The sequence below is a fragment of the Daejeonella sp. genome (genome assembly GCF_030684675.1).
Classification (GTDB): domain Bacteria; phylum Bacteroidota; class Bacteroidia; order Sphingobacteriales; family Sphingobacteriaceae; genus Daejeonella.
This window is the reverse complement of record NZ_JAUXXZ010000066.1, coordinates 19,535-44,566: the sequence shown is the minus strand read 5'-3', so window position 1 is coordinate 44,566 and position 25,032 is coordinate 19,535. Positions and strand designations below refer to the sequence as shown.

Sequence of the window (25,032 nt, the reverse complement as noted above, 5' to 3'; positions counted from 1 at the left end):
AGCATCCGAGATAATAATGTCAAGGATGCTGTTCATCCTGATATCATACTTCGGTTACTATTATTCAATGTTTCAAAGCTTTAGAATGATCAATGTTCTCTATGGAATAAATTTCAAACAAGCTCAACCTGTATGAATACTTATAAATTGACATTGATCCTTATTCTGAGTTTGTGGATTCCGCAAATGGCCAGCGCTCAGGAAAGTTCTTTAAACTTAAAAAATGAAGCGAAAACATATAAGGTTATTAGGTTAAAGCATGAGCTAAAGATAGATGGGAATTGGAATAAACCTCAATGGCGAAAAGTAAAGCCTATCGAGGTCAATAATTTCATCCGTGAAAATCCGAAATTTCGTCCCCGCGTAAATGCAAAGCTGATGTATGATAATGAAAATATATATGTTATTTTTAGGGTGGAGGATCGTTATGTAAGAAGTATAACTACTGAGATTAACGGACCTGTTTGGAAAGATTCAGCCGTTGAATTCTTTTTTTCACCGGATCCAGCTATGCCTAAGAGTTATTTTAATCTTGAGGTAAATTGTGGTGGGACACCTTTATTGGGATATAATTCTATACCACGTAAACGGCCTGTAATTGAAGATATTAAGAAAATCACCATAGGACATTCACTTCCTAGTCAGGTAGATCCTGAAATATCAGAACCCATAACCTGGACAGTAGAGTATAAAATTCCAATTAATATGCTCGAAAATTATTCGAAGGTAGCTCGCCCTGAAAAGGGAGTAATTTGGAGAGCTAATTTTTACAAAATCGCAGAAATAAATTCAAATCCTCACCATGCAACCTGGTCGGTGATAGATGCACCTAAGCCTACATTCCATCTCCCTCAATTTTTTGGTTTGCTTAAATTTCAATAATGAATAAAAACAATATTTTCATCAGCGTACTTTTCTCATCTGCTATTGTTTTGGTTTTACTTCTCAGTTTGAAACCGCTGCAAGAACCCTGGAAAGCTCCTGCATGGACAGATGGCTTAAAATCGACATTTCGTCAGAACCCAAATACCCTGGTACAAGGAAAGGAACTTTATTTACAGTATTGTCAATCATGCCATGGAGATACAGGCTATGGAAATGGGGTACTTGGTGGCGAATTATCGGTTAAACCAGCAAATTTTCATCTTCCACTTGTTTCTGATCAAAAGGATGGAGCGCTCTTTTGGAAGCTATCCGAAGGCAGAGGAAGTATGCCATCTTATAAGGAATCATTATCTGCTGAGAAAAGATGGCAACTAGTGTCTTATATCAGGCAGTTAGTCTCTGAAAAAAATGCACGAGTTGTTTCGAAACCAAAAAATTTACTTCCAGTATCTGATTTTAACATTGAGAGCAGATTTAAGAGTAAATACTTTCCAATTCCCGAAAAAGTTATCAATGCTATATCTTCTGAGGAATTAGTTTTCATGGTTGATACAGTTGTTTCGGGTCTGCAAAGACCCTGGAGTATGGCGTTTTTGCACGATAATAGAGTGTTGATCACTGAGCGCTCAGGAAATCTCAGAATAGTTAAAGATGGCAAGTTGGTGGCTAATTCTGTTTCCGGTAATGTACCAAAGGGTTTACGCGATCTGAAGTTACATCCTCAATTTTCCAGGAATGGATTGATTTATTTGTCCTATTACATAGAACCTAAAAAACCTGAGGGGGGCTATACTGTACTAATGAGGGCTAAGCTTACTGGAAATCATTTTTTCGATGAAAAAATAATCTATAAAGCTGGTCCCTTTAAAGAAGGAGGTGAAACATTCGGAAGCAGAATTGCTTTTGATAAGTATGGGTTTCTTTATTTCACCGTAGGACAGCGCACAATAGATGATCGGCACAGGTGGAAAACAGTTCAGGATAAAACAAATCCATCGGGTAAGGTAATGCGTTTTAAAGATGATGGAACGATACCAAATGATAATCCATTTGTTGATAGTTTAAAGGTACTACCTGAAATTTATACCTATGGTCATCGTCAACCACAAGGTTTGATCAGACATCCGTTAACGGGAGAAATTTGGGAAACTGAACACGGTGAAATGGGTGGCTCAGAACTAAATCTGCTAAAATCAGGAGGGAACTATGGCTGGCCAGATGTAACTTTTAGCAGAAACTATGATGGTACTCTTATTTCCGGGGATACAGTTCGAGTGGGAATTGAGGCACCTGCCCATCATTGGACACCTTCTATTGCACCTTCTGACTTTGACTTCGTGTTTAGCAATATTTATCCAGAGTGGAAAGGTAATTTGTTTGTTGGAGCGATGGTACATAAAAGATTGAATAGGACAGTTTTTAACAATGGGAAGCCAGTACATGATGAAATACTCCTCGAAAATATTGGTAGAATAAGGGATGTAAAGGTTCCATCAGATGGGTTTATTTACCTAATGATCGAAGATACGGGACACATTGTTCGGCTTGTACCATTAAAAAAGAAATAATTACTCAATTAAAATCAATATTAATCAAAATGAAAATGAATGGATTAAAGAAATATAGTAATTCCTGCTTAATGACAATTATGATATTTTTTGCAGTGGGATTAACAGTAACTAAGGCTCAGCAGATAGATATTTTAATAAAGGGTGGTCATGTCATTGACGCTAAAAATAATATCAATTCTATAATGGATGTAGCAATTACTGGTAAGAAGATTTCTCAGGTTGTCGCCAATATTCCCGTAAATTCTGCCAAAAGGATTATTAATGCGAAGGGCTTATACGTAACCCCGGGATTAATTGATATGCATGCCCATCATTTTGCCGGCATATCTGAAGAAAGAAAAGGCGATCCAATGCCCGACGACTTTACATTTAGAACAGGTGTCACTACATCAATTGATGCCGGAAGCTCTGGATGGAAATCTTTTAATGCTTTTAAAGCTCACACAATCGACAGGTCCAGGACAAGGGTACTTGCCTGGCTGAATATTGTTGGTGAAGGGTACCTTGGCAGGGAACCCTGGGAGCAGAATACTGGTGATATGGATGCAACTCTGACGGCAATGTCGGTAAAGAAAAACAAGGAATATATAATTGGTATAAAGGTATCTCACTATAAACGTGGCGACTGGATTTCTGTTGACCGGGCTGTTGAAGCAGGTAAGATTGTAAATATGCCGGTCATGGTTGATTTTGGAGAGCATAGTCCTCCACAATCTATTGAAGAGCTATTTACAAGGCATCTCCGTCCTGGTGATATATTCACTCATACTTTTGCCGGAGGGGCTTCTAGCAGAGAAACAATTGTTGACGAAAATGGTAAACTTAAGCCATTTGTAATTGAAGCTCAAAAGAACGGAATAATTTTCGATGTGGGTCATGGAGCAGGTGCTTTTGCATTTTCTCAGGCTGTACCTGCATTAAAACAGGGTTTTGTTCCAAATTCCATTAGTACTGATTTTAATAATGGAAGTAAGAATGCTGCCATGAAAGATCTTTTGAATGTAATGTCAAAATTCATGGCTATGGGGATGGATCTGCAAACTGTTTTTAAACTAACTACAATGACTCCTGCAAAGCAAATACAAAGGGAAGATTTGGGTAATTTATCTGTTGGAGCGGAGGCAGATGTAGCGATATTCAGCGTAAGGAATGGCGATTTCGGTTTTACTGATGTCAGGAGAACTAAAGTGAAAGGAACTCAAAAACTTGAAGCTGAACTTACTATTCGTGCTGGTAATATAGTTTGGGATCTTAATGGTATTAGTATCCCGGATTGATTTTTTGCTCATTTGGTCTTGACTATTAAGGTCTTGTGCTTTGATTATTGAAGCGGACTATTTTATGAGTCGAATTAGCAATATTTTTTAAGATAAATTCACCGAGCCGGAGGTATTTGAGCAGTTGGAGAAATCGATTAAATAACATTAAAAGCTAATAATAGGAATACATTAAAGGAATTCAATCATATGCACAATGAAAACAAAAATTATTTTTCTTGCCCTTCTCATAGTTTTGATTGTTAAAGATATTTCAGCTCAATTACCTTTAAGAGATATTATATATGCTGGTACTTCCTCGGTTAGAGGCAGTAAAGGTATATATGTGTTCGAATTTGACCGACTTCAGGGGAAATTTAAGGAGTTGCAAACAGTTACTGAGGGTACCGGCCCAGGTTTTTTAGCTCTAAGCCCTGATAATAAAATCTTGTATTCCATTTACAGTAAGGGTACATTGTCTGATGGCAATGGGAGTGTCATGTCATTTAATATTGATGCTCAAAGCGGGTTATTAACCAAGCTTAATGAGCAATCTTGCGGTGGGAGGGGCCCAGCACACATAAGCGTAGATCCCAAAGGCAGATTTGCTTATGTTTCAAACTATGGAGATGGCTCATTATCTGTTTTCCCAATAAACAAGGATGGGTCCTTAGCTAAAGCCTCTGATTTTATCAAGCATACGGGTAGCAGTATTGTTGTAGGACGGCAGGAGCGATCCTATATACATTCAGCAATTCCATCACATAATGGTAGGTTCCTTTATGTATCGGATCTTGGCATAGACAAAATTATGATATACAAGGTAAATGAAAATGGCAAACTTAGCTCTGCAGTGGTTCCATTTGTAAAGAATACTCCCGGCTCAGGGCCAAGACATTTCAAAATACATCCCAATGGTAAATTTGCTTACTCTGCTGAAGAAATATCATCAACCGTCGCTTCTTTCCTTGTTAATAAAAGGACTGGGGAACTAAAAGCTTTAGAACGTCTAAATATGCGCCCCGAAGGCTTTGTTGAAAGGAATTCTGCAGCAGATATTCATTTTTCCCCCGATGCAAAATTTTTATATGCTTCAAATCGTGGGCACGAAAGTCTTGTTATCTATGAGGTGAATCCAAAGAATGGCATGCTTACTTTAGTGGGTCATGAAAACACAGGTGGTAAACATCCACGAAATTTTATGATTGATAAAAAAGGAGAATATGCTTTAACCGCAAATCAAAATACAGATAATGTAGTAGTTTTCGAAAGAAATAATAAAACTGGTAAACTTAGGCCTACAGGAGAACAAATAACTGTACCAGCAGTCACCTGCTTGATACAATTTTAGGCAATAACCCTTCCTATGGCTTTTTTGAACTTTTGCTTAATAAATTTCCAAAGCTTTAAAAGGATGATTAATATCCGGAAACAGAATCTATAGAATCATTTTTCCAAGTTAAAAGTCAAAACATTTTAACTAAAAGATTGTAAATTAAATTTATTTGAGTTTCAATATTGATTTATTAATGCTCAAATAGGTATAAGTATTAAAATCTTTTTTTATAAGTATTGGGTAATCTATTTTTTCTTTCAACTGTTTGATGCAGTTTTATATTTATAATCTTCAGGCAATCAAAATTCTCAATTATACTTTTGATTACTGATAAAAGATCACAGGCCTTTAGGCAATTTTAGATCAAATATTACATTAGGTGTTTTCAACCATCATCTCTTTTTGATAAGTTGGGATTATGCAATACAAGCATTTTTATTGGATTGGGAATACATAATCCATAATTCTATACTCAGGTTGAATGTGATCCTTTCCACTGTTCATAGTATGACGGGACCTTATTAAGGTAAAATCTAAAATAAATTAGAAATCAATATTTTTTTGTCGAAATTGTTTAACGTAAATACCATTTAATTAGAATGATAAATGTCAGGCATTGAATTGTCCTTGGTTAAAACATTTTATTATGAAGAGAAGAAATTTCTTAGAGAAAACACTGGCTACCAGCGGTGCCTTATTGGTTCCGGGAGCTACTGTTGCAGCTATTAACAACAAAGAAGCAGTGCCAATTGATAAAAATGATAATGAAACGGTTTTTGATGAGGTGATCATTGAGCGGCCGGTCAGTGGCAAGCCCCATCAGGGGAAAGTTTTAGCAGTAATTCAGCCGCACTGCGATGACATTCCAATTTTTGCAGGGGGAACTGTAGCCAAATTAATTGATGAAGGTTATACCGGTTACCTGATCAGAACCACTAATGACGATGCCGCCGGAAGCGGAAAAAATTATGGTGAAGTAGTAGCCAATAATGAAGCTGATACTGAGGCGGTTGCAAGGGTTCTGGGCTTAAAAAAAACCTATCACCTGAATTACAGGAATCATAATATGGATGAGAATAACATTCAGGAAATCAAAGCCAGAATGATCTTTTTAATCCGAATGCTGAAGATTGATACGGTTATATGTTATGACCCCTGGGCGCCTTATGAAAATAATCCTGATCATTATATCACTGGTCGTGCAGTTGAAGCAGCCATTACTCCGGCAGCCAGTCATCTCGATTATCCTGAACACTTGGATCTTGTTAAGCCACATAGCGTTGCTGAAAGATATTTCTTTACCAGAAGAGGTCCGCAATATGTCAATAGAATTGTAGATATCTCAAAGTACATAGATAAAAAAGTCGAATCTAACATGGTTAATGTCACTCAGGGCCCTGCAGGTAATAACGGATCAATACTCAGGAAGAAACTGGCCGCTGAGGGTAAAAGCCTTCCTATTCTTGGGGATGATGACAGGACTGCTGATTTTAATTATATCAAGCATTTCGTTCTGGATATTGAATCCCCCAGATTGAGATTTGCCCCCTCTGACAAGAAAATTGGTGAAAAATATGGTCTGGAATGGGCAGAACGATTCCATTACATTGGCCCGCTCCATTCAAATCAGGATGATTATATCACAAAAAATGCAGTCCCACTTAAAAGATAATTTTGCGCAATGTTTAAACTAAAGCACTTATTTGTTCTGGCCCTTTGGCTATGCAGTCTTTCATTATCCGCACAGCAAATCAGTAAGGTCTATGGGATAATTATCAAGGGCGGGCATGTAATTGATCCCAAAAATAATATTGATGAAGTACTGGATGTTGCCCTCAATGATGGCAGAATAGCATTAATTGCAAAAAATATTAATGCTGATCAGGCCACTCAGGTGGTAGATGCTGCAGGAATGTACGTTGCACCAGGCTTAATTGATATTCATTCACGTCTGGGCTCTACCCTTCCTGATGGTTATACTTTCAGGGTTGGGGTTACAACCATTGTCGATGCCGGAGATTCTGATTATGAATCCTTTGCTAATTTCAAAAAGCAGATTATTGATAAATCAACTACCCGGGTTCTGGCTTTTTTGAATATTAGGGGAGGAGATTATAAAGGTGGTGCAAACGAAAAGAGTACAGGGGATAAAATTGCTTCCGAGTCGGCTAAACTTGCTTTAGCTAATAAAGACATCGTCGGTTTTAAAGTTGATTTCGTTGGACCCGACTGGACAGCGGTAGACCGTGGAGTTGAGGCTGGCAATATTGCCAATATGCCAATCATGCTGGATGGTGGTCGTAATCATCCATATCCATCACTTAGAGACTTATTTACCAAACACATGAGGCCAGGTGATATCTACACGCATACCTATACCATCATTGAAGATATCAATGCCCGGGATATGATTGTTGACCAGCAAAGCTCTTTAATCAAACCAGCCTTCCCGGAAGCCCAGAAACGGGGTGTAATTTTCGATGTTGGTCATGGTTCTGCATTCAGGTATTCAAATGCCATCCCTGCAATGAAAGCCGGTTTTTTGCCAAACACAATCAGTACTGATCTATCTGCCGGAAGTACTAATGCATTCATGAAGGATATGATGAATGTAATGTCTAAATTTCTGGCCATGGGAATGAGTTTGAAGGAGATAATAAAAGCAAGCACCTGGAGTCCGGCAAAAGCAATTAAACGGGAAGAACTTGGGCATCTTTCACCCGGAGCAATTGCTGATCTGGTGGTATTCAGTCTGCGGGAAGGGAAGTTTGGTTTTTATGAGACTGCAGGTTTTAAAATGACAGGCAATAAAAAGTTTGAATGCGAAATGACCATCAAGGGAGGCAGGATCGTCTATGATTTGAATGGGATTGCAACGCCACTGAATAATTTCTTTCGTGAAGGAAATCAATTCAGGTGGTAATACAATATAAAAAACATTAAATAAGATGACCTAAAATTGGAAGGATTTTTTTAGTACATATATTATTGATTCTTAAATTAATCTGGTATAATTAAAATAAACATAAAAATTCTTAGCGACTGTTAATTTTAATCATAAAAATTTCCATCCCGCACAGTATAAAAACCATAAAAATAAACTGATGAAACGAAGAGAAATAATTAAGGGCTTGACCTTATTGCCTTTTGCCGGGAGTGCTGTTGCTGCACCAATGAACGAGAGTTCTTTCAATATTAATGGAATCCAGGATCATTTAGAGGAAGTTTCAAGAGTAATTGATGAAGAACTTGTAAAAAAGGGTGAAAGTTTACTAAAATCTATCGGTGTTGAGCCTTTTGTGAATTGTAAGGGTACTAATACAATTATGGGTGGTTCTATCGAGAGGAAAGAAGTCAGATTAGCGATGGAGTCTGTTTCTACCCTGAATGTTCAGATGGATGAACTGGCTTTTGGGATTGGGAAAAGGTTAGCAGAACTGACAGGAGCTGAATGGGGTATTGTTACAGCAGGTTGCGCAGCCGGTATCAAGATGGTTACTGCGGCCTGTCTGACAGGTGGGGATCCGGAGAAATTGTTGAGAATTCCGGATCTGACCGGATTTGCAAAATCTGAGGTAATCATTCCGCTATCTTGCCGAAATGTTTATGATCATGCGGTCAGAAATGCCGGTGTAAAAGTAATCACCGTTGAAAGTCTTGATGAATTAAAAAGAAGTATTAATTCCCGGACGGCAATGATTTATATGACGCCTTCGGAAGATGAATTTACAATCTCAAGTGTTTCAAAAATTGCAAAGCCTTTAAATATTCCTGTCTTTGTTGATGCTGCTGCTCATATTCTTACCATTCCGGATGTTCATTTAGCTCAGGGAGCTGATGTAGTAGGTTACAGTGGTGGAAAAGGAATAAAAGCACCAAGTTGTTCGGGATTGATTTTAGGCAGGAAAGATCTCCTGATGTCTGCCCATCAGGTAAATTCACCGCACCATGGTTTTGGGAGAGACAATAAGGTTGGACGGGAAGAGCATATAGGAATGCTGGCAGCAGTTGAAGCATGGGTTAAGCTTGACCACTTGAAAGAAATGAACACCTGGGTATCCTGGCTTGAAACAATCAACAAAAAGGTGTCAACTATCAATGGGATTAAAACAACGATTACCAGGCCTGATCCGGAATTGATTCACCATGTTACTCCATACCTCCACATCAGGTGGAATCCTGAACAACTGCATGTCACCGGTGAGGATGTTGCTGAAGAACTTGGAACAATTGCTCCTCGAATTGCAGTTCAGGTTGGCAAAGATGAAGCCGGACTTACGGGTATTACCCTGGTGGGGTATATGATGATTGAGGGAAATGATAAAGTGGCAGCAAATCGTATCCATGAAGTTTTATCGAGGAAAAGGCAGCCTAAAGTTATACCCGCAATGAAAAATCCGGTGATGAATATGGTTGGGCAATGGGATATGGAAGTTGAATACTACAGTAGCAAAGTAACCCAGCATTTATTCATAGATAATCAGGATGGAAACTGGATTACCGGTATTTTTAAATCAGATTTTTCAAGTCGCCCTTTCTCCGGGAGCATTGATGGAAATGAGGTAAAAATCTTGTGTAATTATAATGTGCCGGGAGACAGAATTCTGACCACAATGCAGGGAAGTATTAATTCTGGTGTTTTAGCAGGCGAGATGGATTTTGATGAGTTTAATACTGCCAAATTCACAGCTAAAAAGCACAAATACTCTCAGAATAAAAAGCCCATTAATTATCCAAAACACCGGCCACAGTCAAGTTAATATTTGACAGTGCATTTTAAGGAGAATTATTTGGCCAATAATACAAGGGCTTAGGCTAAAAGATCAGGGCATTTTTATTGAGTAAATTTTTGATAATCAGTTGGTTCTGATTTCTCAGTGATTGATAACCTGAAGAAAACTTTATATTAGTTTATTCAACATTTCTAGAGAGTTTGATTATGTAAAGGAAAAATTCTGGAAATAATTATTAACTATTCAAAATAAAAATGAAAATGAAAACAGAAAGAAGATCAGTATTAAAGAAATTATTTGCCTCTATTGTAGGTGTTGCTGGATTTGGTATGGCTGCAAATGCGAATGCACCAATCTCTTCTCCTGAAAAGGAAGTTGGAAAGATTACAGAGTTTCAGGACGTGCCATTATTTTCGAGTTATACCAAACATGGTAACATGGTTTATGTTTCCGGAAAGGGAGCACACACTGCGCCATTTGAGATCAAAAATCATACGGAGATTGTATTAAAACGAATTGAGGATGAGCTTATTAAAGCAGGTTCTTCTATGGAAAAGGTTTTAAAAGTAAATGTTTATCTGAATGATTTTGCAGATTACCAGGGTATGAATGAAGTATATAAAGGCCGTTTCGGAAGTAAGCCGCCTGCCCGTACTACAGTTGCTGTTGCAAAAGGCGGTATTCCTGGAGATACGATAGTTGAAATAGATGCAATTGCCTATATCTAAAAGATGTATCAGGGTATGGTTTTGTGAGCCGGGGCCTGATAATCATGCCCTTCTTTTAGTTATTTATAATCGGCATTGAGTATCTTTTTCGGATAGGAATCTTATTATCAATCATATCTATATTATATTATTTTGTTATCAATTTTATCTATATATTGATTTTTCGAATTTGTGATTCGATCAGGAGTCCACTCTATTAATTAAAAATTGAAGCTAATTTTAACAGTACCTGATTCGTTACAAATCTTGCTAAATATTAAAATGTAAAATAATTACCTTATTAATCTCAAAATCAATCTATGAATCTCAAAATTTTTCGCATTTTCCTTCCTTTCCTGACAGGAATTTTACTGAGCATGAGTGCAATATTACATGCCCAGACTTATGATATTTTACTTAAAGGTGGTCATCTGATTGATCCGAAGAACAAGATCAATGAGAAAATGGATCTTGCCATTAATCAGGGCAAAGTAGTTCGTGTTGCAGCGGATATTCCTGCCTCGTCTGCCAAAAAAGTAATAGATGTTAAAGGTTTATACGTTACTCCGGGACTTATTGATATTCATGTTCATGTATTTGCCGGAACCAATAAGGAGCAGCATTATATGGATGGGCCGAACTCGCTTCCTCCGGATGGCTTTACTTTAAGGGCAGGTGTTACTACGGTTGTAGATGCAGGAAGTTCAGGATGGAGGTCATTCCCCCTGTTCAAAAAGAATATTATAGATCAGTCTAAAACCCGGGTTCTAGCCTTTTTAAATATAGTGGGTGATGGGATGGGTGCCAATGAACAGGATTCAACAGACATGAGCCCGGTAATGGCTGCCCGTTTTGCCGAATATTATAAGGATGATATTGTGGGTTTCAAGGTAGCTCATTACAATGGACTGCAGTCAATTCCGGTCGATAGTGCGGTGATGGCCGGCAAGCTTTCAAAAAGACCTGTAATGATCGATTGGAGAGGAATGCCTCCATCAAACTCCTTTGAGCGACTTTTGATGAAACACCTGAGGCCGGGGGATATTTTAACCCATATGTACCATGCAGGTACGCGGTCGCCAACAGCACCATTTTATAAGGAAGCTCTGGTTGATCAAAATGGAAGGGTTAAACAATACATTTTCAATGCACAAAACAGAGGAATTATATTTGATGTTGGTCACGGTGGTAACGGTTTCGTATTCTCTCAGGCAATGCCCTCACTTAAACAGGGACTGTATCCTAATTCAATCAGTTCCGATCTTCATATTGGAAATATGAATGCAGGAATGAAAGATATGAATAACATCATGTCAAAATTCCTGAATATGGGGATGTCTCTAAACGATGTTATTTTAAAGTCCACCTGGAATCCTGCACAATATATTCAAAGGCCTGAACTTGGGCATTTAAGCCCTGGTGCAGAGGCAGATATTGCTGTTTTAAATGTTAAAAATGGGGATTTTGGATTTATTGATTCACATGGTTTCGTTTTGAAAGGCAGTCAAAAACTGGAAACAGAGCTTACCATCCGGGCAGGAAAAATTGTATGGGATTTAAATGGACGCGGTGCCACAAAAATAGAATCAAAATAGATTTATAATTAAATGCTCATTAGCCTAAAAAATATTTAGACAAAATTCTTAATTTATGAAACGCAGAGATATAATTAAGGGCCTGACCCTGCTCCCTTTTGCTTCAAACGCATCAGTGTTGGAGAGTGAAGCATCTCAGAGTAAAAATGGATTTGCTTTTTTATCCGGAGTTTCGAAAACTCCGGATGCTGAACTTGCCGAAAGAGGACACAAAATTTTAAAGTCTATTGGGGTTGAACCTTTTATCAATTGCAAAGGTACAAATACAATCATGGGTGGTTCGGTGGCAAGACCAGAAGTGAGATTGGCTATGGAGGCTGTTTCTACCCTGAATGTGCAGATGGATGAATTGGTAGAGGGAGTAGGTAAGCGCCTTGCAGAGTTGACGGGAGCAGAGTGGGGGCTGGTAACTTCTGGTGCAGCGGCCGGAATTAAGCTTTGTACTTTCGCATGTTTATCAGGCGGTAATCCCGAAAAACTAGTCCGAATGCCTGATTTGAGGGGATTCGAAAAAACAGAGGTTATCATTCCAAAAGCTTCACGCACAGTTTATGATCAGGCTATAAGAAGTACAGGAGCTACAATTATTACTGTTGAGAATGAAGAAGATCTAAGGAAGAAAATTGGTCCGAAAACAGCCATGATTTATATAGATGCTGAAAAGGAATCTTTTTTGCCACTTGAGATTATTTCAAAAATCGCTAAACCTTTAAATGTTCCGGTTTTTGTTGATGCTGCTGCGCACATTCTTACATTTCCGAATGATCATTTATCGAGAGGAGCTGACGTGGTTGCTTTTAGTGGTGGAAAGGGCCTTAAGGCTCCCGGCAGTTGCGGACTTTTATTAGGAAGAAAGGATCTGTTGATGTCTACATGGCAGGCTGCAGCCCCACATCATGGTCCTGGTCGTGATAACAAAGTGGCCCGCGAAGAACATATCGGCATGCTTGCAGCAGTAGAAACCTGGGTAGGGATGGATCATAAAAAGGAGATGCAAAACTGGGTAAACTGGCTCGAAAATATTGGAAAGCAGGCTGCAACAGTGAAGGGGGTTAGTTATCGTATCAGAATGCCCGACCCGAAATTGATACATCATGTAACACCTTATTTATTTATAACCTGGAATCCGGATGAACTTCATGTAACTGGTCAGGAGGTTTCTGAAGAATTGGGAAATACCTTTCCACGAGTTGGGGTTGCCATCTATAGAGATGAACCTGGTCTGACCGGAATCAGTTTGGTAGGATATATGATGGTTCCCGGAGATGATAAGATCGCCGCATCCCGTATTAGGGAGGTTATTGCAAGGAAAAGAAGTCCGAAACCCATTGTGGCAATGAAGGCTCCATCCGTAAATATGCTGGGACGCTGGAATCTGGAAGTGCAGTTTTATAATAGTCTTGATAAGCAACATCTGTTTATTGACCGGCAGGACGGAAATTATTTTTCAGGAGTTCACATATCTGATTTTTCGGAGCGTGAAATAAATGGGACAATTGAAGGGAATGAGATTAAAATGCAAAGTACCTGGGTGATACCGGGTGATAGGATTCAAACCACATTTAAAGGTATAGTCAGTGCTGAATCGGTTTTCGGAGAAATAGATATGCATGAATTTCTTTCGGCAAAGTTTAGCGCCAAAAGAACTAAATCTGAAATTGTCAAAAAGCCTGTAATTTATCCAAAAGGAAGACCACAGGGAGGTAATTTTTTGATTTAGCTTGTTTTTTGAGGCATAATTGCCCGGTTTTTTGAGGTTTATCGATAAAAAACCATGATTTCAAATAAAATCATGATTTTTTTTTGGAGTATTTTGTAATTGAATATTCCTATATTGGACTTGTATAATTGAAGGTATCTTGAACTATAAGTCCTCATCTGATAAAGAATTACTTGAGTATTTAAAAGAAGGCAGCCAGGGAGCGTTTACAGAAATCTATAATAGATACTGGAAACAGATGCTGGCAATAGCCTACACTTTTAGTAAGGATAAATCTGTATCACAGGATATTGTTCAGGAAATATTTGCCAAATTATGGGCCAGACAAGCCGAACTGAATATTGAATACCTTAATACCTATCTTGGTTCCGCCGTCAGATTTTCTGTATTCAAACTAATTTATAAACAGAAAAGAAGACTGGAGATAGAATCTCATAACGTTGCGGATGAATTGTCTACTCTCACTGAGGAGCAAATTGATACCCGGTTTATTCAGGAGTATATTAATAAAGTGGTTGAAGACCTGCCTGAGAACTGCAGAATGGTATTTAACTACAGTCGTAATTATGGCCTATCTACAACTGAAATCTCAATGGAGCTTGGTATTTCCAAGAAAACTGTAGAAGGCTATCTCACAAAAGGCTTGAAGATCATTCGTCTGAATCTCAAGAATGCAATGAATTTGTTCCTCTTTTAAGTTCATGTAAATTTTCTGTTAAATCTTTTTTCATTTTTTGCAAGGGTGCTTGTCGACTTATGGCACTATATAGTATATAAGCCTAAAACGGTGATCTATGCAACGAGAAGAAATTCAAAAATTAGTTGAAAAGTATCTTCATAACTCTGCTTCAGCTGAAGAAACTGAAAAATTGTTTCAGTGGTATCGCTCTGAAATGAACACGGATTCGGAATGGGATTTTGACCCACAGGAGGATGAGGAAAATCTGAAATCATTTATTTTTTCAAAAATTGATTTGCCTGAGTTGGCAGAAAGGCAAGTACCTGTTTACCGTAGATATTCTTCCCTGGCCGCAGCGGCCACTATCCTCATTTTTCTGGCAAGTGGATTGTATTTCTATTTTAAGAATGATCAGATTCAAACTGCTCCGGTTCCTGTAAAAGTAGCTGCAAAGCAAAAAGTAGAAGATATTCAGCCAGGAGGGATTAAAGCAATTCTCACACTTTCTGATGGAAAGAAGATTGTATTGGATGATTCACAAAACGGGGTTTTGATTAATCAGGGTGGAATCAAGATCCATAAGAATTCAAAAGGTATCATTGAGTATACACTCAGTAAATCAGCTAATGAACAGTCATTAACTGAGAAAAGAGAAATTCAAACAGTGTATAATACCATTCAAACACCAGTTGGCGGAAAATTTCAGTTAAATCTGGCAGATGGCAGTAAGGTATGGCTGAACTCTGCCTCTTCTTTGCGTTTTCCGGTGTTTTTTGCCGGAGATACACGCGAGGTTGAGCTAAAAGGAGAAGCTTATTTTGAAGTCTCCAAGAATGATGATAAAAAATTTTCAGTTCGGTCTGGAAATCAGACAGTTGAAGTGCTTGGTACTCATTTTAATATCAATGCCTATTCTGATGAGCCCTCTATTACTACTACGCTGATTGAAGGAGCTGTTCGGGTGATAGAATTAAATACAAAAAAATCTCAAATACTTAAACCAGGTGAGCAATCAAAGGTTGACAGGGATATCAGAATACAAAGAAAGGACACTCAGGCTGAAGTGGCCTGGAAAGATGGTTATTTCTATTTTGAAAATGCCCGTATCGAAACAGTTATGCGTCAGTTGGGCAGGTGGTACGGGATAACTGCCAGATATGAAGGGGTGTTACCGGAACAACATTTTGAAGGTGCCATAGCAACAAATCTGACCCTTTTGGAGGTGTTGGAAATACTTCAGAAAAGTAATATTCACTTTAGACTAGATGGGAAGGAGGTTGTCGTTATGCCTTAAACTGAAATAGTAGAAGGCAGAAAAAAACCAGAAGCGTTGACGCGCTCCTGGCTAAAGTCTGGTCTTCTAATAAAAAATATTGAGATAGATTATTGACCACCAAACAAAGCAAATTTATGAATTTATTTACTAAAACAGAGGGCTCTCTAAGTCGTGTTACAACTCTCGACTTAAAGCCGACAATTACTGGCGGAATTCGATTCTTTACGTATAGTAAAAGCCAGTTGATTTCATTTAATCCAATTCTCCTTGTCATGAAGCTGACATTTATTTTACTTTTAGCCATAATCTTAAATGTTCGGGCAGAAGGATACTCTCAAAAAGTAACCTACAGCGGCGAAAATGTTTCGATTGAGAAGGTTTTTTCCTCAATTAAGAAACAAACGGGTTATGGATTTTTCTTTCAGAAAGAACTGATCAGTTTAGCGAAGCCAGTAACCATAAATGCGGTTAATGAGGATCTTTCTGAGGTATTGATCTCATTATTTAAGGATCAGCCTTTAGAATTCAGTATTAAGAATAAGACAATACTGGTATTAAAAAGGACTGTTTCGGTCATGGTTCCTGAAAGCAATCTGATTAACATTTCAGACTTATTGGAAGAGAAAGATATTGTAGTTAAAGGTCAGATTACTGATGCACAGGGCGAGACTTTACCGGGAGTAAGTATAAAACTGAAGGGTACAGCTATTGGTGCAACTACAGATTTAGATGGACGATTTACAATTAATGTTCCTGATAATAATAGCGTACTTGTTTTTACATATATCGGTTATCAAACTCAGGAGCTTACAGTAGGCAACAGAACTACACTAAATGTAAAACTTGAGGCTGCCAACACAGCGTTAACAGAAGTAGTAGTTACGGCATTGGGTATTTCCAGAGAGAAAAAGGCGCTGGCCTATTCAGTAACGGAGGTGAAAGGTGAAGAGTTTACCCAGGCAAGAGAGAACAACGTGGCAAACGCGTTCAGCGGTAAGATTGCCGGTGTAAACGTAACAGGTATGTCTTCAGGTCCTGGTGGTTCAAGTCGTGTCATCATCAGAGGTAACGGTTCATTAAGTGGTAACAACCAGCCATTATATGTAATTAATGGTATGCCAATGAACAATACAGCTCGTTCACAGGCACAAGGTGAAGGAGCGACAATCTTAGACCGTGGAGATGGTATCGCTGCCATCAATCCGGATGATATTGAGACAATTAACGTCTTGAAGGGTGGGCCAGCTGCGGCATTATATGGTAGCCAGGCATCGAATGGTGTAATTTTGATTACAACCAAGAGTGGAAAAGCCCAAAAAGGAATTGGAGTAGAATTCAATAGCAATTTCACAGTTGGTAGTCCTTCAATGTATCCTGATTTACAATATACCTACGGTCAGGGTCTGGATGGTGTAAAGCCTACCACTAAAGCTCAGGCAATCAGTTCCGGTCGTTTATCTTTTGGAGCTAAAATGGATGGACAGCCTTATGTCCAGTTTGATGGAGTTATGAGGCCTTATTCTCCGGTTAACGTAAAAGATAACTGGAAAAATTTCTACAGGCCAAGCACGAATTTAACAAATACGATAGCATTTTCTGGAGGTACTTCACCATCACTTACTTACAGGGTATCATTATCTGATCTCGAAGCTCAGGCAATGGAACCAGGTTCAAGTTATGCCAGACAGACTGGTAATGTAAGTTTGAGATCTGTGCTAGGTAAAAGGATTATTGTTGAATCAACCTTACAATATAATGTAGAGAAGGGAAAAAATCGCCCTGGAAATGGATATGCTGATAATACCACTTCATGGGCTACAAACCTGTTGGCAAATACAGTGGATATCCGCAGTCTGGCTCCTGGTTATGACGCCAATTTCAATGAAGTTCAATGGCAGCAGGTTCCTGAGGCTCAGAACCCTTATTTCGTAATCAATCGTATGGGGAATACAGATGCCAAAAACCGTTTTATGGGTCAGGCAAGTATCCAGTACAATATTCTGGATGATTTATCTGTAAAGGTGAGTGGAATGAGGGATATAGACAGGTTCCAGTCTATGGATTATATGCCGATTGGTACTGCAAAAAGACCTAGAGGATTGTTTAATTCAGGAACCTCATTTGTAACTAAAACTACTGCTCAGGCTTTGCTGAATTACAATAAAACCTTCTTCGAGGATTTCCAGTTTACTGCAATGGCAGGAGGAAATATTGAGCGGAACGTTGCTGAATCAACTTCGAATTACGGTTCAGAATTCATTGTTCCTGATTTTATCAGTTTCTCCAACCTTGCGATCCAATCTGCTACTGTAGGTTTAAGCCGTTTCGGACAGAATTCAGTATTCGGTTCTGCAGATATTGGTTACAAGAGTTTGCTTTATTTTACCTTTACCGGAAGACAGGATTGGTTTTCAACCCTAAATCCGGGTAATAACTCAATTTTTTATCCATCATTCGGAACCAGTTTCATTCTTTCTGATGCGATTAAGCTGCCATCAATAATTAGTTTTGCAAAGATCAGGGCTTCCTGGGCACAGGTGGGAGGTGCAACTGTAAATCCTTATCAGATCAATCAGTTGTATACTTTTGAGCAGGGAGGTCATATAGGTCGTCCGGTTCAGGGTACTTCTTCCGCTTTGTCAAATCCGAATCTGAGACCACTTACTTCAACTACCTATGAAGGGGGTATCGATATGCAATTCCTGAATAACCGTTTAGGTTTAGACTTCACTTACTATAACCGTAAAACAACTGATGATATTCTGAGTACTTCAATTGCAGCATCTTCAGGTTATACTTCAGCATTACTAAATGTTGGTGAATTAAGTAACAGAGGTGTAGAGATCTTATTAACCGGTACTCCAATCAAGTCAGATAAATTCACCTGGGATGTAAGCTATAATGCTGCCTACAACAAGAGTGAGATTTTGAAACTTGCACCCGGACTTAGTACCGTTGGAGGAGCAGGTGTTGGAAGACCCTACAATACTATCAGAGGAAGAACTTATTTAACCAATGCAAGCGGTGTTCGTGTTTACAACAAACTTAGTGGTTATGAGGTTCAAGGTCCAGAGATAGAATATGGTCAGGGCGTTCCTCCATATACGATGGGATTGACCAATAATTTCAGGTACAAAAACTTCTCCCTGAATGTTCTTCTTGATGCTAAATTCGGAAATATTGTTCAGTCAGGACTAAGCCGTTATATGTACCGCTTTGGATTATTGAAAAATACACTTCCGGGCAGAGAAAGTGGTTTAACTGTGTCGGGAGTTGATCAGGCAGGTTTGCCTTTCACTAAAACATGGCCGGTTGATCAGTTAGATACCTATTATAATAACCAGGCTAGTTTAAGCCCACTCACTACTTCTGTATTTGATGGTGATTTTATTAAACTTCGTAGCGCAGTACTTAGCTACAGGTTGCCTGTTAGTAAGCTGCAATCTTTGAAGATTCAGTCAGCAGATATCTCACTTGTTGCCAGAAATCCATTTATTCTTTTCAAGCATATCACTGACTTTGATCCGGAATCTGCTTATACTATCGGTAACAATCAGGGACAGTCCTCAAATACAATTCCAAGAACCCGTGAGTTTGGGGTTAATTTAATTGTAAGGTTTTAATTAATGTTATCTAAAATTTTCAAGATGAAAAATCTAAGTTTTAAACCAATATATACGGCTCTTATATTAGCGATTTCTTTGTCATCATGTACAAAGGATTTAGCAGAGCTTAATAAGAATCCGAATGCTTACGAAAGTGTAAATGCTAATTTTCTGTTTACAAAGGCTCAATTGAGTGCTATCGGATTAAACCCGAATGGTAATCGTTTCAACAATATGCAAATGCTGCAGCAGGAAGCTACCTACAGTGAGGTAACAGCACCGGGTGATAAGTATTTCGCTGAAGGTTATGTGAGAAATAACTGGTCTGCTTATTCCGGTTGTTTGAATCAGATACAACTGGTGATTAATGAAACCAGGAAGGATCCTGCAAACATCAATAAGCTCTCAGCTGCCAGAATCTGGCGTGTTTATATCGTTCATCAATTAACAGATCTTTACGGAGACATACCTTATACTGAGGCTTTGAAAGGTCTGGAAGCTAAATACCAGCCTAAATATGATCTGCAATCTGATATCTACAAGGATATGTTCAAAGAACTTGAAGAGGCAGCTTTAGCTTTTGATGCATCTAAAGCAACCTATGGAAATTCAGACTTGTTTTATGATGGAAATACTGTAAAATGGAAAAAGTTCGCTTATTCAATGATGCTGAGACTCGGAATGCGTTTGACAAAAATTGATGCAGCACTTGCTAAAACCTGGGTAGAAAAGGCAATTGCCGGTGGTCCGATTATTGATGATGCAGACCTTACAAGAGCACCTTATGCTGATGGTGGACTGTTAAGTAACAGAAATCCATTCTCAGAACAAATGCGGGTGTTGGATTATGTTGACGGACAGAACCCATTAAACGTTCAGGGTTCAAAAATTTCTCAGCGTTTTATTGATCACCTGAAAGGGAATTCAACAACTACGAAAGATCCGCGTTTGAATGTGATCTCAGTTTTATGGGTCAAACAATCTGGTGGAGGATATGTGGCTGATACAGCAACTGCCCTGCAAAAAGGTATGAAAAATGCGCAGTTTAACGGATATCCTGCGGATTTTGAAACTTATTCTGAGCCAAATCCAAATACGGTGATGAGATATGATGCTCCGGTAATAGTGATGGGTGCTGCAGAGGTTCATTTTTTGCTTACTGAAGCCTCAATCAGAGGCTGGTATGCCGGAAATGCCACAACTTCTTATAATAATGGTGTAAGTTCTGCCATGAAACAATGGTCGCTTTATGGAGCGGGAGGTGCAATTTCTACCGATAAGGTAACAACCTATCTGAAATATAATCCGTTCCTTGCTGCAGGTACCTTTGAGCAGAAGCTTGAGCAGATCTCTACTCAGCGCTGGGTATTGGGTTATCTTGACCAGATAGAAAACTTCTCTAACTGGAGACGTACAGGATATCCTGTGTTAATTCCAACTAATTATCCTGGAAATATCACAGGTGGGAGAATTCCGCGTCGTTATATTGTACCTGAATCAGAAGAAACTTTGAACAGAGAGAACTTCCTGGCAGCCAAAGCAAGACAAAGTGGTGATAATACACTTCTAAGTCGTGTTTGGTGGGATAAAGAGTAATTTTTTATGATCAGAGAGGGGAAATTTATATCTTAGGATATAAATTTTTCCTCTTTGTTTTTTAATTTAATTCACAGTCAAATATTCCTTTTTTAAAAGAAATGAAGCGCAGAGAACTTATTAAATACCTCTCAGTTTTACCGGTTTCCGGAGCTGTAACAGGTGCTGTATTGCCTTTCCAGTCGGTTCAGGCTGAAGAAATGCCGGATTATAAGCCGGAATTTCAATCAGGACCAAAACGGCTTGCAGCAATTATTACTGAATATCGTCCTGGTTCACATGCCGATGTAATTATCGGAAAATATCTTGAAGGTTTTAATCAGGATCAGATGGCTCCTTACCCTGATTCAAAGATCGTTTCGATTTTTACAGAACAGGTTCCTGATAATGATATGAGTCGCCCATTAGCAAAGAAATACAATGTTCCAATCTTTAGAACAGTGGCAGATGCCCTGACTTTGGGCGGTAATCAGCTTGCTGTTGATGGAGTTATACTTATCGGCGAACATGGAGTATATCCCACAAATGATAAGGAGCAAAAACTGTATCCAAGATTTGAAATGTTTCTGAAGATTACTGATGTATTCCGTCAGTATAAGAAGTCGGTCCCGGTATTCAACGATAAGCACCTTTCATGGAGCTGGAGACAGGCTAAACGTATGGTTGAAATTTCCAAAGAATTGAAATTTCCGATGTTAGCTGGATCTACTATTCCTGTTTCCTGGCGTATTCCTGCGGTGGATACTCCTTATGGGGCAAAGCAAAAATATGCAGTTGGAATTTCATTCAGCGGACTTGATATCTATGGCTTTCATCTACTCGACGGGCTGCAGGCAGTGGTTGAAAGAAGGAAGGGGGGTGAAACAGGTGTTCGTGCAGTCCAATGTCTCGAAGGACAGGATTGCTGGAACTTCATTGACCAGAATGAATGGGTAAAACGGCTTTTTGATCTGGCAATTTCACACAGTGAAACGCGGGTGGCAGGTAGCATGAGAGACTTAGTGAAAAAGCCTGCAGTGTTTATTATCGATTATAATGATGGGTTGAAGGCTGCTGCATTTCTGCTTACCGGCCTGCTTCAGGACTTTACTTATGCGATAGATATCGAAGGTCAGCAAAAGCCATTTTCTACACTCATGAAATTACAGGCCGGAAAACCGCATTATCATTTCGGATGTCTTGTTAAAAACATGGAGATCATGTTCAAGACAGGTAAGGCTCCTTACCCGGTTGAGCGAACCATGCTAAGCAGTGGCATCTTGGATTTTGCACTTGAATCCCGTATCTTGGGATATAAAATATTGGAGACACCTGAATTGTCACGGGTACGTTACCTCAGCTCTCCAGAATCGCATTTTTTTAGCAAAGGATGGGATAAAAACGGAAAAAGATTGGACTGATAACAGTTCAGACTTTCTGTTAAACTGGTATTATTAAATTTATTTCAATTATCAAATTCGTAAACATTTAGAATCAACAATTAAAATGAGGAAGTTCTGTATTTTCTTTGTAAGTATCCTGTTACCAATTGCGCTTTTCGCACAAACAAAACCTTACAACATTATTATTAAAGGCGGGCATGTTATTGATCCAAAAAATAATATAAACCGTGTTATGGATGTGGCCATTAAAGATGGTAAGATCGCAAAAGTAGCCTTAAGCATTGATGTTTCTGAGGCAAGTAGTGTGGTGAATGCTTCAGGGATGTATGTAACTCCGGGGCTGATTGATATTCACGGTCATGTTTTTGCAGGAACTGAGCCTAACCATATGTACAGTAATGGATTTAACAGTATAATGCCTGACGGCTTTTATCAGCGCGTCGGAGTAACTACTGTTGTGGATGCCGGAGGGTCGGGCTGGAGAGATTTCCAGACTTTTAAAACGAATATTATTGACAATTCTCAAACGCGCGTACTGGCATTCTTGAATATCGTTGGTAATGGTATGCGGGGTGGTGTTATTGAGCAAAATACTACTGATATGGATGCTCAGGTCGCTGCAAAAGCAGCTTTGGCTTATAAGGAGCATGTTGTAGGTATTAAAGTCGCCCATTTTACAAGTCCCGATTTTACGAATGTGGATCGTGGTGTGGCTGCAGGTAAATTGGCAAATATGCCTGTTATGATCGATTTTGGAGGAACCAAGCCTCGTCTTTCCCTATACTCTTTGTTAATGGAGCGCTTGCGCCCCGGAGATATCTTTACCCATACTTTTGGTGAATTACTTGATACAAAAGAGGCTATTGTAGATACAGCAAAACAAGCTTTAAAGCCTTTCGTGATGGCAGCTCAGAAGAGAGGAGTCATTTTTGATGTGGGTTATGGAGGATCAAGTTTCAGATATTCCCAGGCGATTCCAGCTGCAAAAGCCGGTTTCCACCCCAATACAATCAGTACGGATCTGCACATCAGCAGTATGAAGGGTTCAATGAAAGATATGCTTTTAGTAATGTCTAAATTCCTGAAATTGGGAATGGATCTTCCTGAGGTGATTAATGCGAGTACCTGGGCTCCGGCCAAGGCAATCAACCGTCCACAACTTGGCCATCTTACTGAAGGTGCTATCGCGGATGTCGCTATTCTTGGCATGAGAAAAGGAAAATTTGGTTTTTATGACATGCAGGGCTTTAAAATGGACAGTGATGAAAAGCTTGAATGTGAAATGACCATATTCGGAGGTAAAATTGTTTATGACCTTAATGGCATTGTAAACCCGCTTCCGGATCTTACTAAATAATTGCTATCTATACTTTTGAATCAATGAAGCGCAGGGAAATTCTCAAAACCTTAACCATGTTGCCGCTTGCAGGCGCGATAGGGAATTCCGGTTCGTTGGTACAATCCGCTCAGGCGGCTCCTTCATCAAAACGTGATTTGTTTAAGGAGTTTGGATTAAGAACTTTCATCAACGCTTCGGGGTATTTTACAAGCCTCAGCGGATCTTTAATGCAGCATGATGCAGCTGATGCAATTCGTGAAACTGCAACATCTTTTTGCAGGCTTGAAGAGGTGCAGGATAAAGTGGGAGAAAGGATTGCCAGTCTGTTACATGCTGAGTCGGCCATGGTCACTGCCGGTGCATTTTCTGCCCTGATGCTTGGAATGGCAGGAGTACTTAGTGGAACCGACCAAAAGAAGGTTTCTCAAATCCCCAGACTTGAGGGTTCAGCTATGAAAACTGAAGTGATCCTGCAGAAGGCTCATAATGATGGTTATGCTCATGCGCTGACCAATTGTGGTGTGAAATTAATCACTGTGGAAACAGTCGAAGAGTTGGAGAAGGCAATCAGTGATAGGACTGCCATGATGTATTTTATAAATTATCAGTCTTCGCTGGGTAAAATACAGCATAAAGAATGGCTTGAGCTTGCCAGGAAACACCGGATACCAACCATGATTGATATGGCTGCTGATCTTCCACCAAAAGAAAATTTATGGAAGTTTCATGATATGGGTTTTGATTTGGTTTGTGTTTCAGGAGGTAAATTTATGAGAGGGCCTCAAAGCACAGGAATCCTGAGCGGAAAGAAAGAACTTATTGCTGCGGCCAGAATGAGTGCCCCTCCGAGGGGATCAAACATTGGCCGTGGAATGAAGGTGAATAAGGAAGAAATATTTGGTTTATATATCGCTTTAGAGCACTTTATTAATACAGATCAGGAAAAGGAATGGAAAATGCTCGAAGACAGAATAGCTGTCATTGCAAAAGAAGCTGCCTCCGTTCCGGGAGTAAAGGCCGAATTGATTCCTTTGCCATTGATTAATCGTATTCCTACCCTGAATATATCATGGGATAAATCAAAAATCAGATTAGAAAATCTGGCGGTCAACCTACGGAATGGAAACCCATCCATTGAAGTAATGGGCGGTCCCGCAGGAAGCATTAACGTAACCTCTCATATGCTGAAAAAGGATGAGGTTAAAATTGTAGCATCAAGAATAAGAGAGGAGCTTTTCAAAGCACATGTTTAGACAATACCCCAGAAGTTGGTTTTCTAAATTTTATCGCATAGAGAGCCTTAAATTTTATAAATATTGAATTTTATGATTCTCCTGTTACAGGAATAATAA

17 protein-coding genes are annotated in these 25,032 nt (G+C 39.1%); all 17 read left to right on the top strand.

Annotated elements, in window-relative coordinates; translation table 11 throughout:
• The first annotated feature begins 132 nt into the window (after window positions 1-132).
• Window positions 133-882, top strand: coding sequence for a carbohydrate-binding family 9-like protein (locus tag Q8M41_RS14460; protein WP_305365995.1), 750 nt, complete (start codon window positions 133-135; stop codon window positions 880-882).
• The gene (locus Q8M41_RS14455) at window positions 882-2,453 is read left to right on the top strand and encodes a PQQ-dependent sugar dehydrogenase (RefSeq protein WP_305365994.1); all 1,572 of its coding nucleotides are present in this window, start codon (window positions 882-884) and stop codon (window positions 2,451-2,453) included. Before Q8M41_RS14460 ends, Q8M41_RS14455 begins: the two co-directional genes overlap by 1 nt.
• An 80-nt stretch (window positions 2,454-2,533) precedes the next feature.
• On the top strand, window positions 2,534-3,733 hold the full coding sequence (locus tag Q8M41_RS14450) for an amidohydrolase/deacetylase family metallohydrolase (RefSeq protein WP_305365993.1): 1,200 nt from the start codon (window positions 2,534-2,536) through the stop codon (window positions 3,731-3,733).
• A gap of 196 nt (window positions 3,734-3,929) precedes the next feature.
• Entirely contained in the window at window positions 3,930-5,063 is a 1,134-nt protein-coding gene (locus tag Q8M41_RS14445) for a lactonase family protein (protein ID WP_305365992.1), read from the top strand.
• A gap of 631 nt (window positions 5,064-5,694) precedes the next feature.
• A complete protein-coding gene (locus tag Q8M41_RS14440; protein ID WP_305365991.1) occupies window positions 5,695-6,720 on the top strand; it encodes a PIG-L deacetylase family protein in 1,026 nt (341 codons plus the stop codon).
• A 9-nt stretch (window positions 6,721-6,729) separates the two neighbouring features.
• Window positions 6,730-7,971, top strand: coding sequence for an amidohydrolase/deacetylase family metallohydrolase (locus Q8M41_RS14435; protein ID WP_305365990.1), 1,242 nt, complete (start codon window positions 6,730-6,732; stop codon window positions 7,969-7,971).
• Between the two features lie 181 nt (window positions 7,972-8,152).
• Window positions 8,153-9,808: a PLP-dependent transferase gene (locus tag Q8M41_RS14430; protein WP_305365989.1), complete on the top strand. Its 1,656-nt coding sequence runs from the start codon at window positions 8,153-8,155 to the stop codon at window positions 9,806-9,808.
• 233 nt (window positions 9,809-10,041) lie between these two features.
• Window positions 10,042-10,509, top strand: a complete 468-nt coding sequence (locus Q8M41_RS14425; RefSeq protein ID WP_305365988.1) for a RidA family protein — start codon at window positions 10,042-10,044, stop codon at window positions 10,507-10,509.
• A 299-nt stretch (window positions 10,510-10,808) separates the two neighbouring features.
• Entirely contained in the window at window positions 10,809-12,083 is a 1,275-nt protein-coding gene (locus Q8M41_RS14420; protein WP_305365987.1) for an amidohydrolase/deacetylase family metallohydrolase, read from the top strand.
• Between the two features lie 55 nt (window positions 12,084-12,138).
• On the top strand, window positions 12,139-13,803 hold the full coding sequence (locus Q8M41_RS14415) for an aminotransferase class V-fold PLP-dependent enzyme (protein ID WP_305365986.1): 1,665 nt from the start codon (window positions 12,139-12,141) through the stop codon (window positions 13,801-13,803).
• Window positions 13,804-13,942: 139 nt separating this feature from the next.
• Entirely contained in the window at window positions 13,943-14,500 is a 558-nt protein-coding gene (locus Q8M41_RS14410; protein ID WP_305365985.1) for a sigma-70 family RNA polymerase sigma factor, read from the top strand.
• 97 nt (window positions 14,501-14,597) lie between these two features.
• Window positions 14,598-15,776, top strand: a complete 1,179-nt coding sequence (locus Q8M41_RS14405) for a FecR family protein (protein ID WP_305365984.1) — start codon at window positions 14,598-14,600, stop codon at window positions 15,774-15,776.
• Between the two features lie 116 nt (window positions 15,777-15,892).
• A complete protein-coding gene (locus Q8M41_RS14400) occupies window positions 15,893-19,381 on the top strand; it encodes a SusC/RagA family TonB-linked outer membrane protein (protein WP_305365983.1) in 3,489 nt (1,162 codons plus the stop codon).
• 24 nt (window positions 19,382-19,405) lie between these two features.
• On the top strand, window positions 19,406-20,959 hold the full coding sequence (locus Q8M41_RS14395; protein WP_305365982.1) for a SusD/RagB family nutrient-binding outer membrane lipoprotein: 1,554 nt from the start codon (window positions 19,406-19,408) through the stop codon (window positions 20,957-20,959).
• Window positions 20,960-21,060: 101 nt separating this feature from the next.
• Window positions 21,061-22,359: a hypothetical protein gene (locus Q8M41_RS14390; protein WP_305365981.1), complete on the top strand. Its 1,299-nt coding sequence runs from the start codon at window positions 21,061-21,063 to the stop codon at window positions 22,357-22,359.
• 85 nt (window positions 22,360-22,444) lie between these two features.
• On the top strand, window positions 22,445-23,698 hold the full coding sequence (locus tag Q8M41_RS14385; RefSeq protein WP_305365980.1) for an amidohydrolase/deacetylase family metallohydrolase: 1,254 nt from the start codon (window positions 22,445-22,447) through the stop codon (window positions 23,696-23,698).
• Window positions 23,699-23,721: 23 nt separating this feature from the next.
• A complete protein-coding gene (locus tag Q8M41_RS14380; RefSeq protein ID WP_305365979.1) occupies window positions 23,722-24,933 on the top strand; it encodes an aminotransferase class V-fold PLP-dependent enzyme in 1,212 nt (403 codons plus the stop codon).
• Window positions 24,934-25,032 lie beyond the last annotated feature (99 nt).

Excerpts from the sequence above, each read along its gene's own strand:
- Q8M41_RS14405 (WP_305365984.1), top strand. The coding sequence starts at position 14,598 with ATGCAACGAGAAGAAATTCAAAAATTAGTTGAAAAGTATCTTCATAAC.
- Q8M41_RS14385 (WP_305365980.1), top strand. The coding sequence starts at position 22,445 with ATGAGGAAGTTCTGTATTTTCTTTGTAAGTATCCTGTTACCAATTGCG.
- Q8M41_RS14450 (WP_305365993.1), top strand. The coding sequence starts at position 2,534 with ATGATATTTTTTGCAGTGGGATTAACAGTAACTAAGGCTCAGCAGATA.
- Q8M41_RS14430 (WP_305365989.1), top strand. The coding sequence starts at position 8,153 with ATGAAACGAAGAGAAATAATTAAGGGCTTGACCTTATTGCCTTTTGCC.
- Q8M41_RS14395 (WP_305365982.1), top strand. The coding sequence starts at position 19,406 with ATGAAAAATCTAAGTTTTAAACCAATATATACGGCTCTTATATTAGCG.
- Q8M41_RS14415 (WP_305365986.1), top strand. The coding sequence starts at position 12,139 with ATGAAACGCAGAGATATAATTAAGGGCCTGACCCTGCTCCCTTTTGCT.
- Q8M41_RS14420 (WP_305365987.1), top strand. The coding sequence starts at position 10,809 with ATGAATCTCAAAATTTTTCGCATTTTCCTTCCTTTCCTGACAGGAATT.
- Q8M41_RS14440 (WP_305365991.1), top strand. The coding sequence starts at position 5,695 with ATGAAGAGAAGAAATTTCTTAGAGAAAACACTGGCTACCAGCGGTGCC.
- Q8M41_RS14445 (WP_305365992.1), top strand. The coding sequence starts at position 3,930 with ATGAAAACAAAAATTATTTTTCTTGCCCTTCTCATAGTTTTGATTGTT.
- Q8M41_RS14435 (WP_305365990.1), top strand. The coding sequence starts at position 6,730 with ATGTTTAAACTAAAGCACTTATTTGTTCTGGCCCTTTGGCTATGCAGT.
- Q8M41_RS14455 (WP_305365994.1), top strand. The coding sequence starts at position 882 with ATGAATAAAAACAATATTTTCATCAGCGTACTTTTCTCATCTGCTATT.
- Q8M41_RS14425 (WP_305365988.1), top strand. The coding sequence starts at position 10,042 with ATGAAAACAGAAAGAAGATCAGTATTAAAGAAATTATTTGCCTCTATT.
- Q8M41_RS14390 (WP_305365981.1), top strand. The coding sequence starts at position 21,061 with ATGAAGCGCAGAGAACTTATTAAATACCTCTCAGTTTTACCGGTTTCC.
- Q8M41_RS14380 (WP_305365979.1), top strand. The coding sequence starts at position 23,722 with ATGAAGCGCAGGGAAATTCTCAAAACCTTAACCATGTTGCCGCTTGCA.
- Q8M41_RS14460 (WP_305365995.1), top strand. The coding sequence starts at position 133 with ATGAATACTTATAAATTGACATTGATCCTTATTCTGAGTTTGTGGATT.
- Q8M41_RS14400 (WP_305365983.1), top strand. The coding sequence starts at position 15,893 with ATGAATTTATTTACTAAAACAGAGGGCTCTCTAAGTCGTGTTACAACT.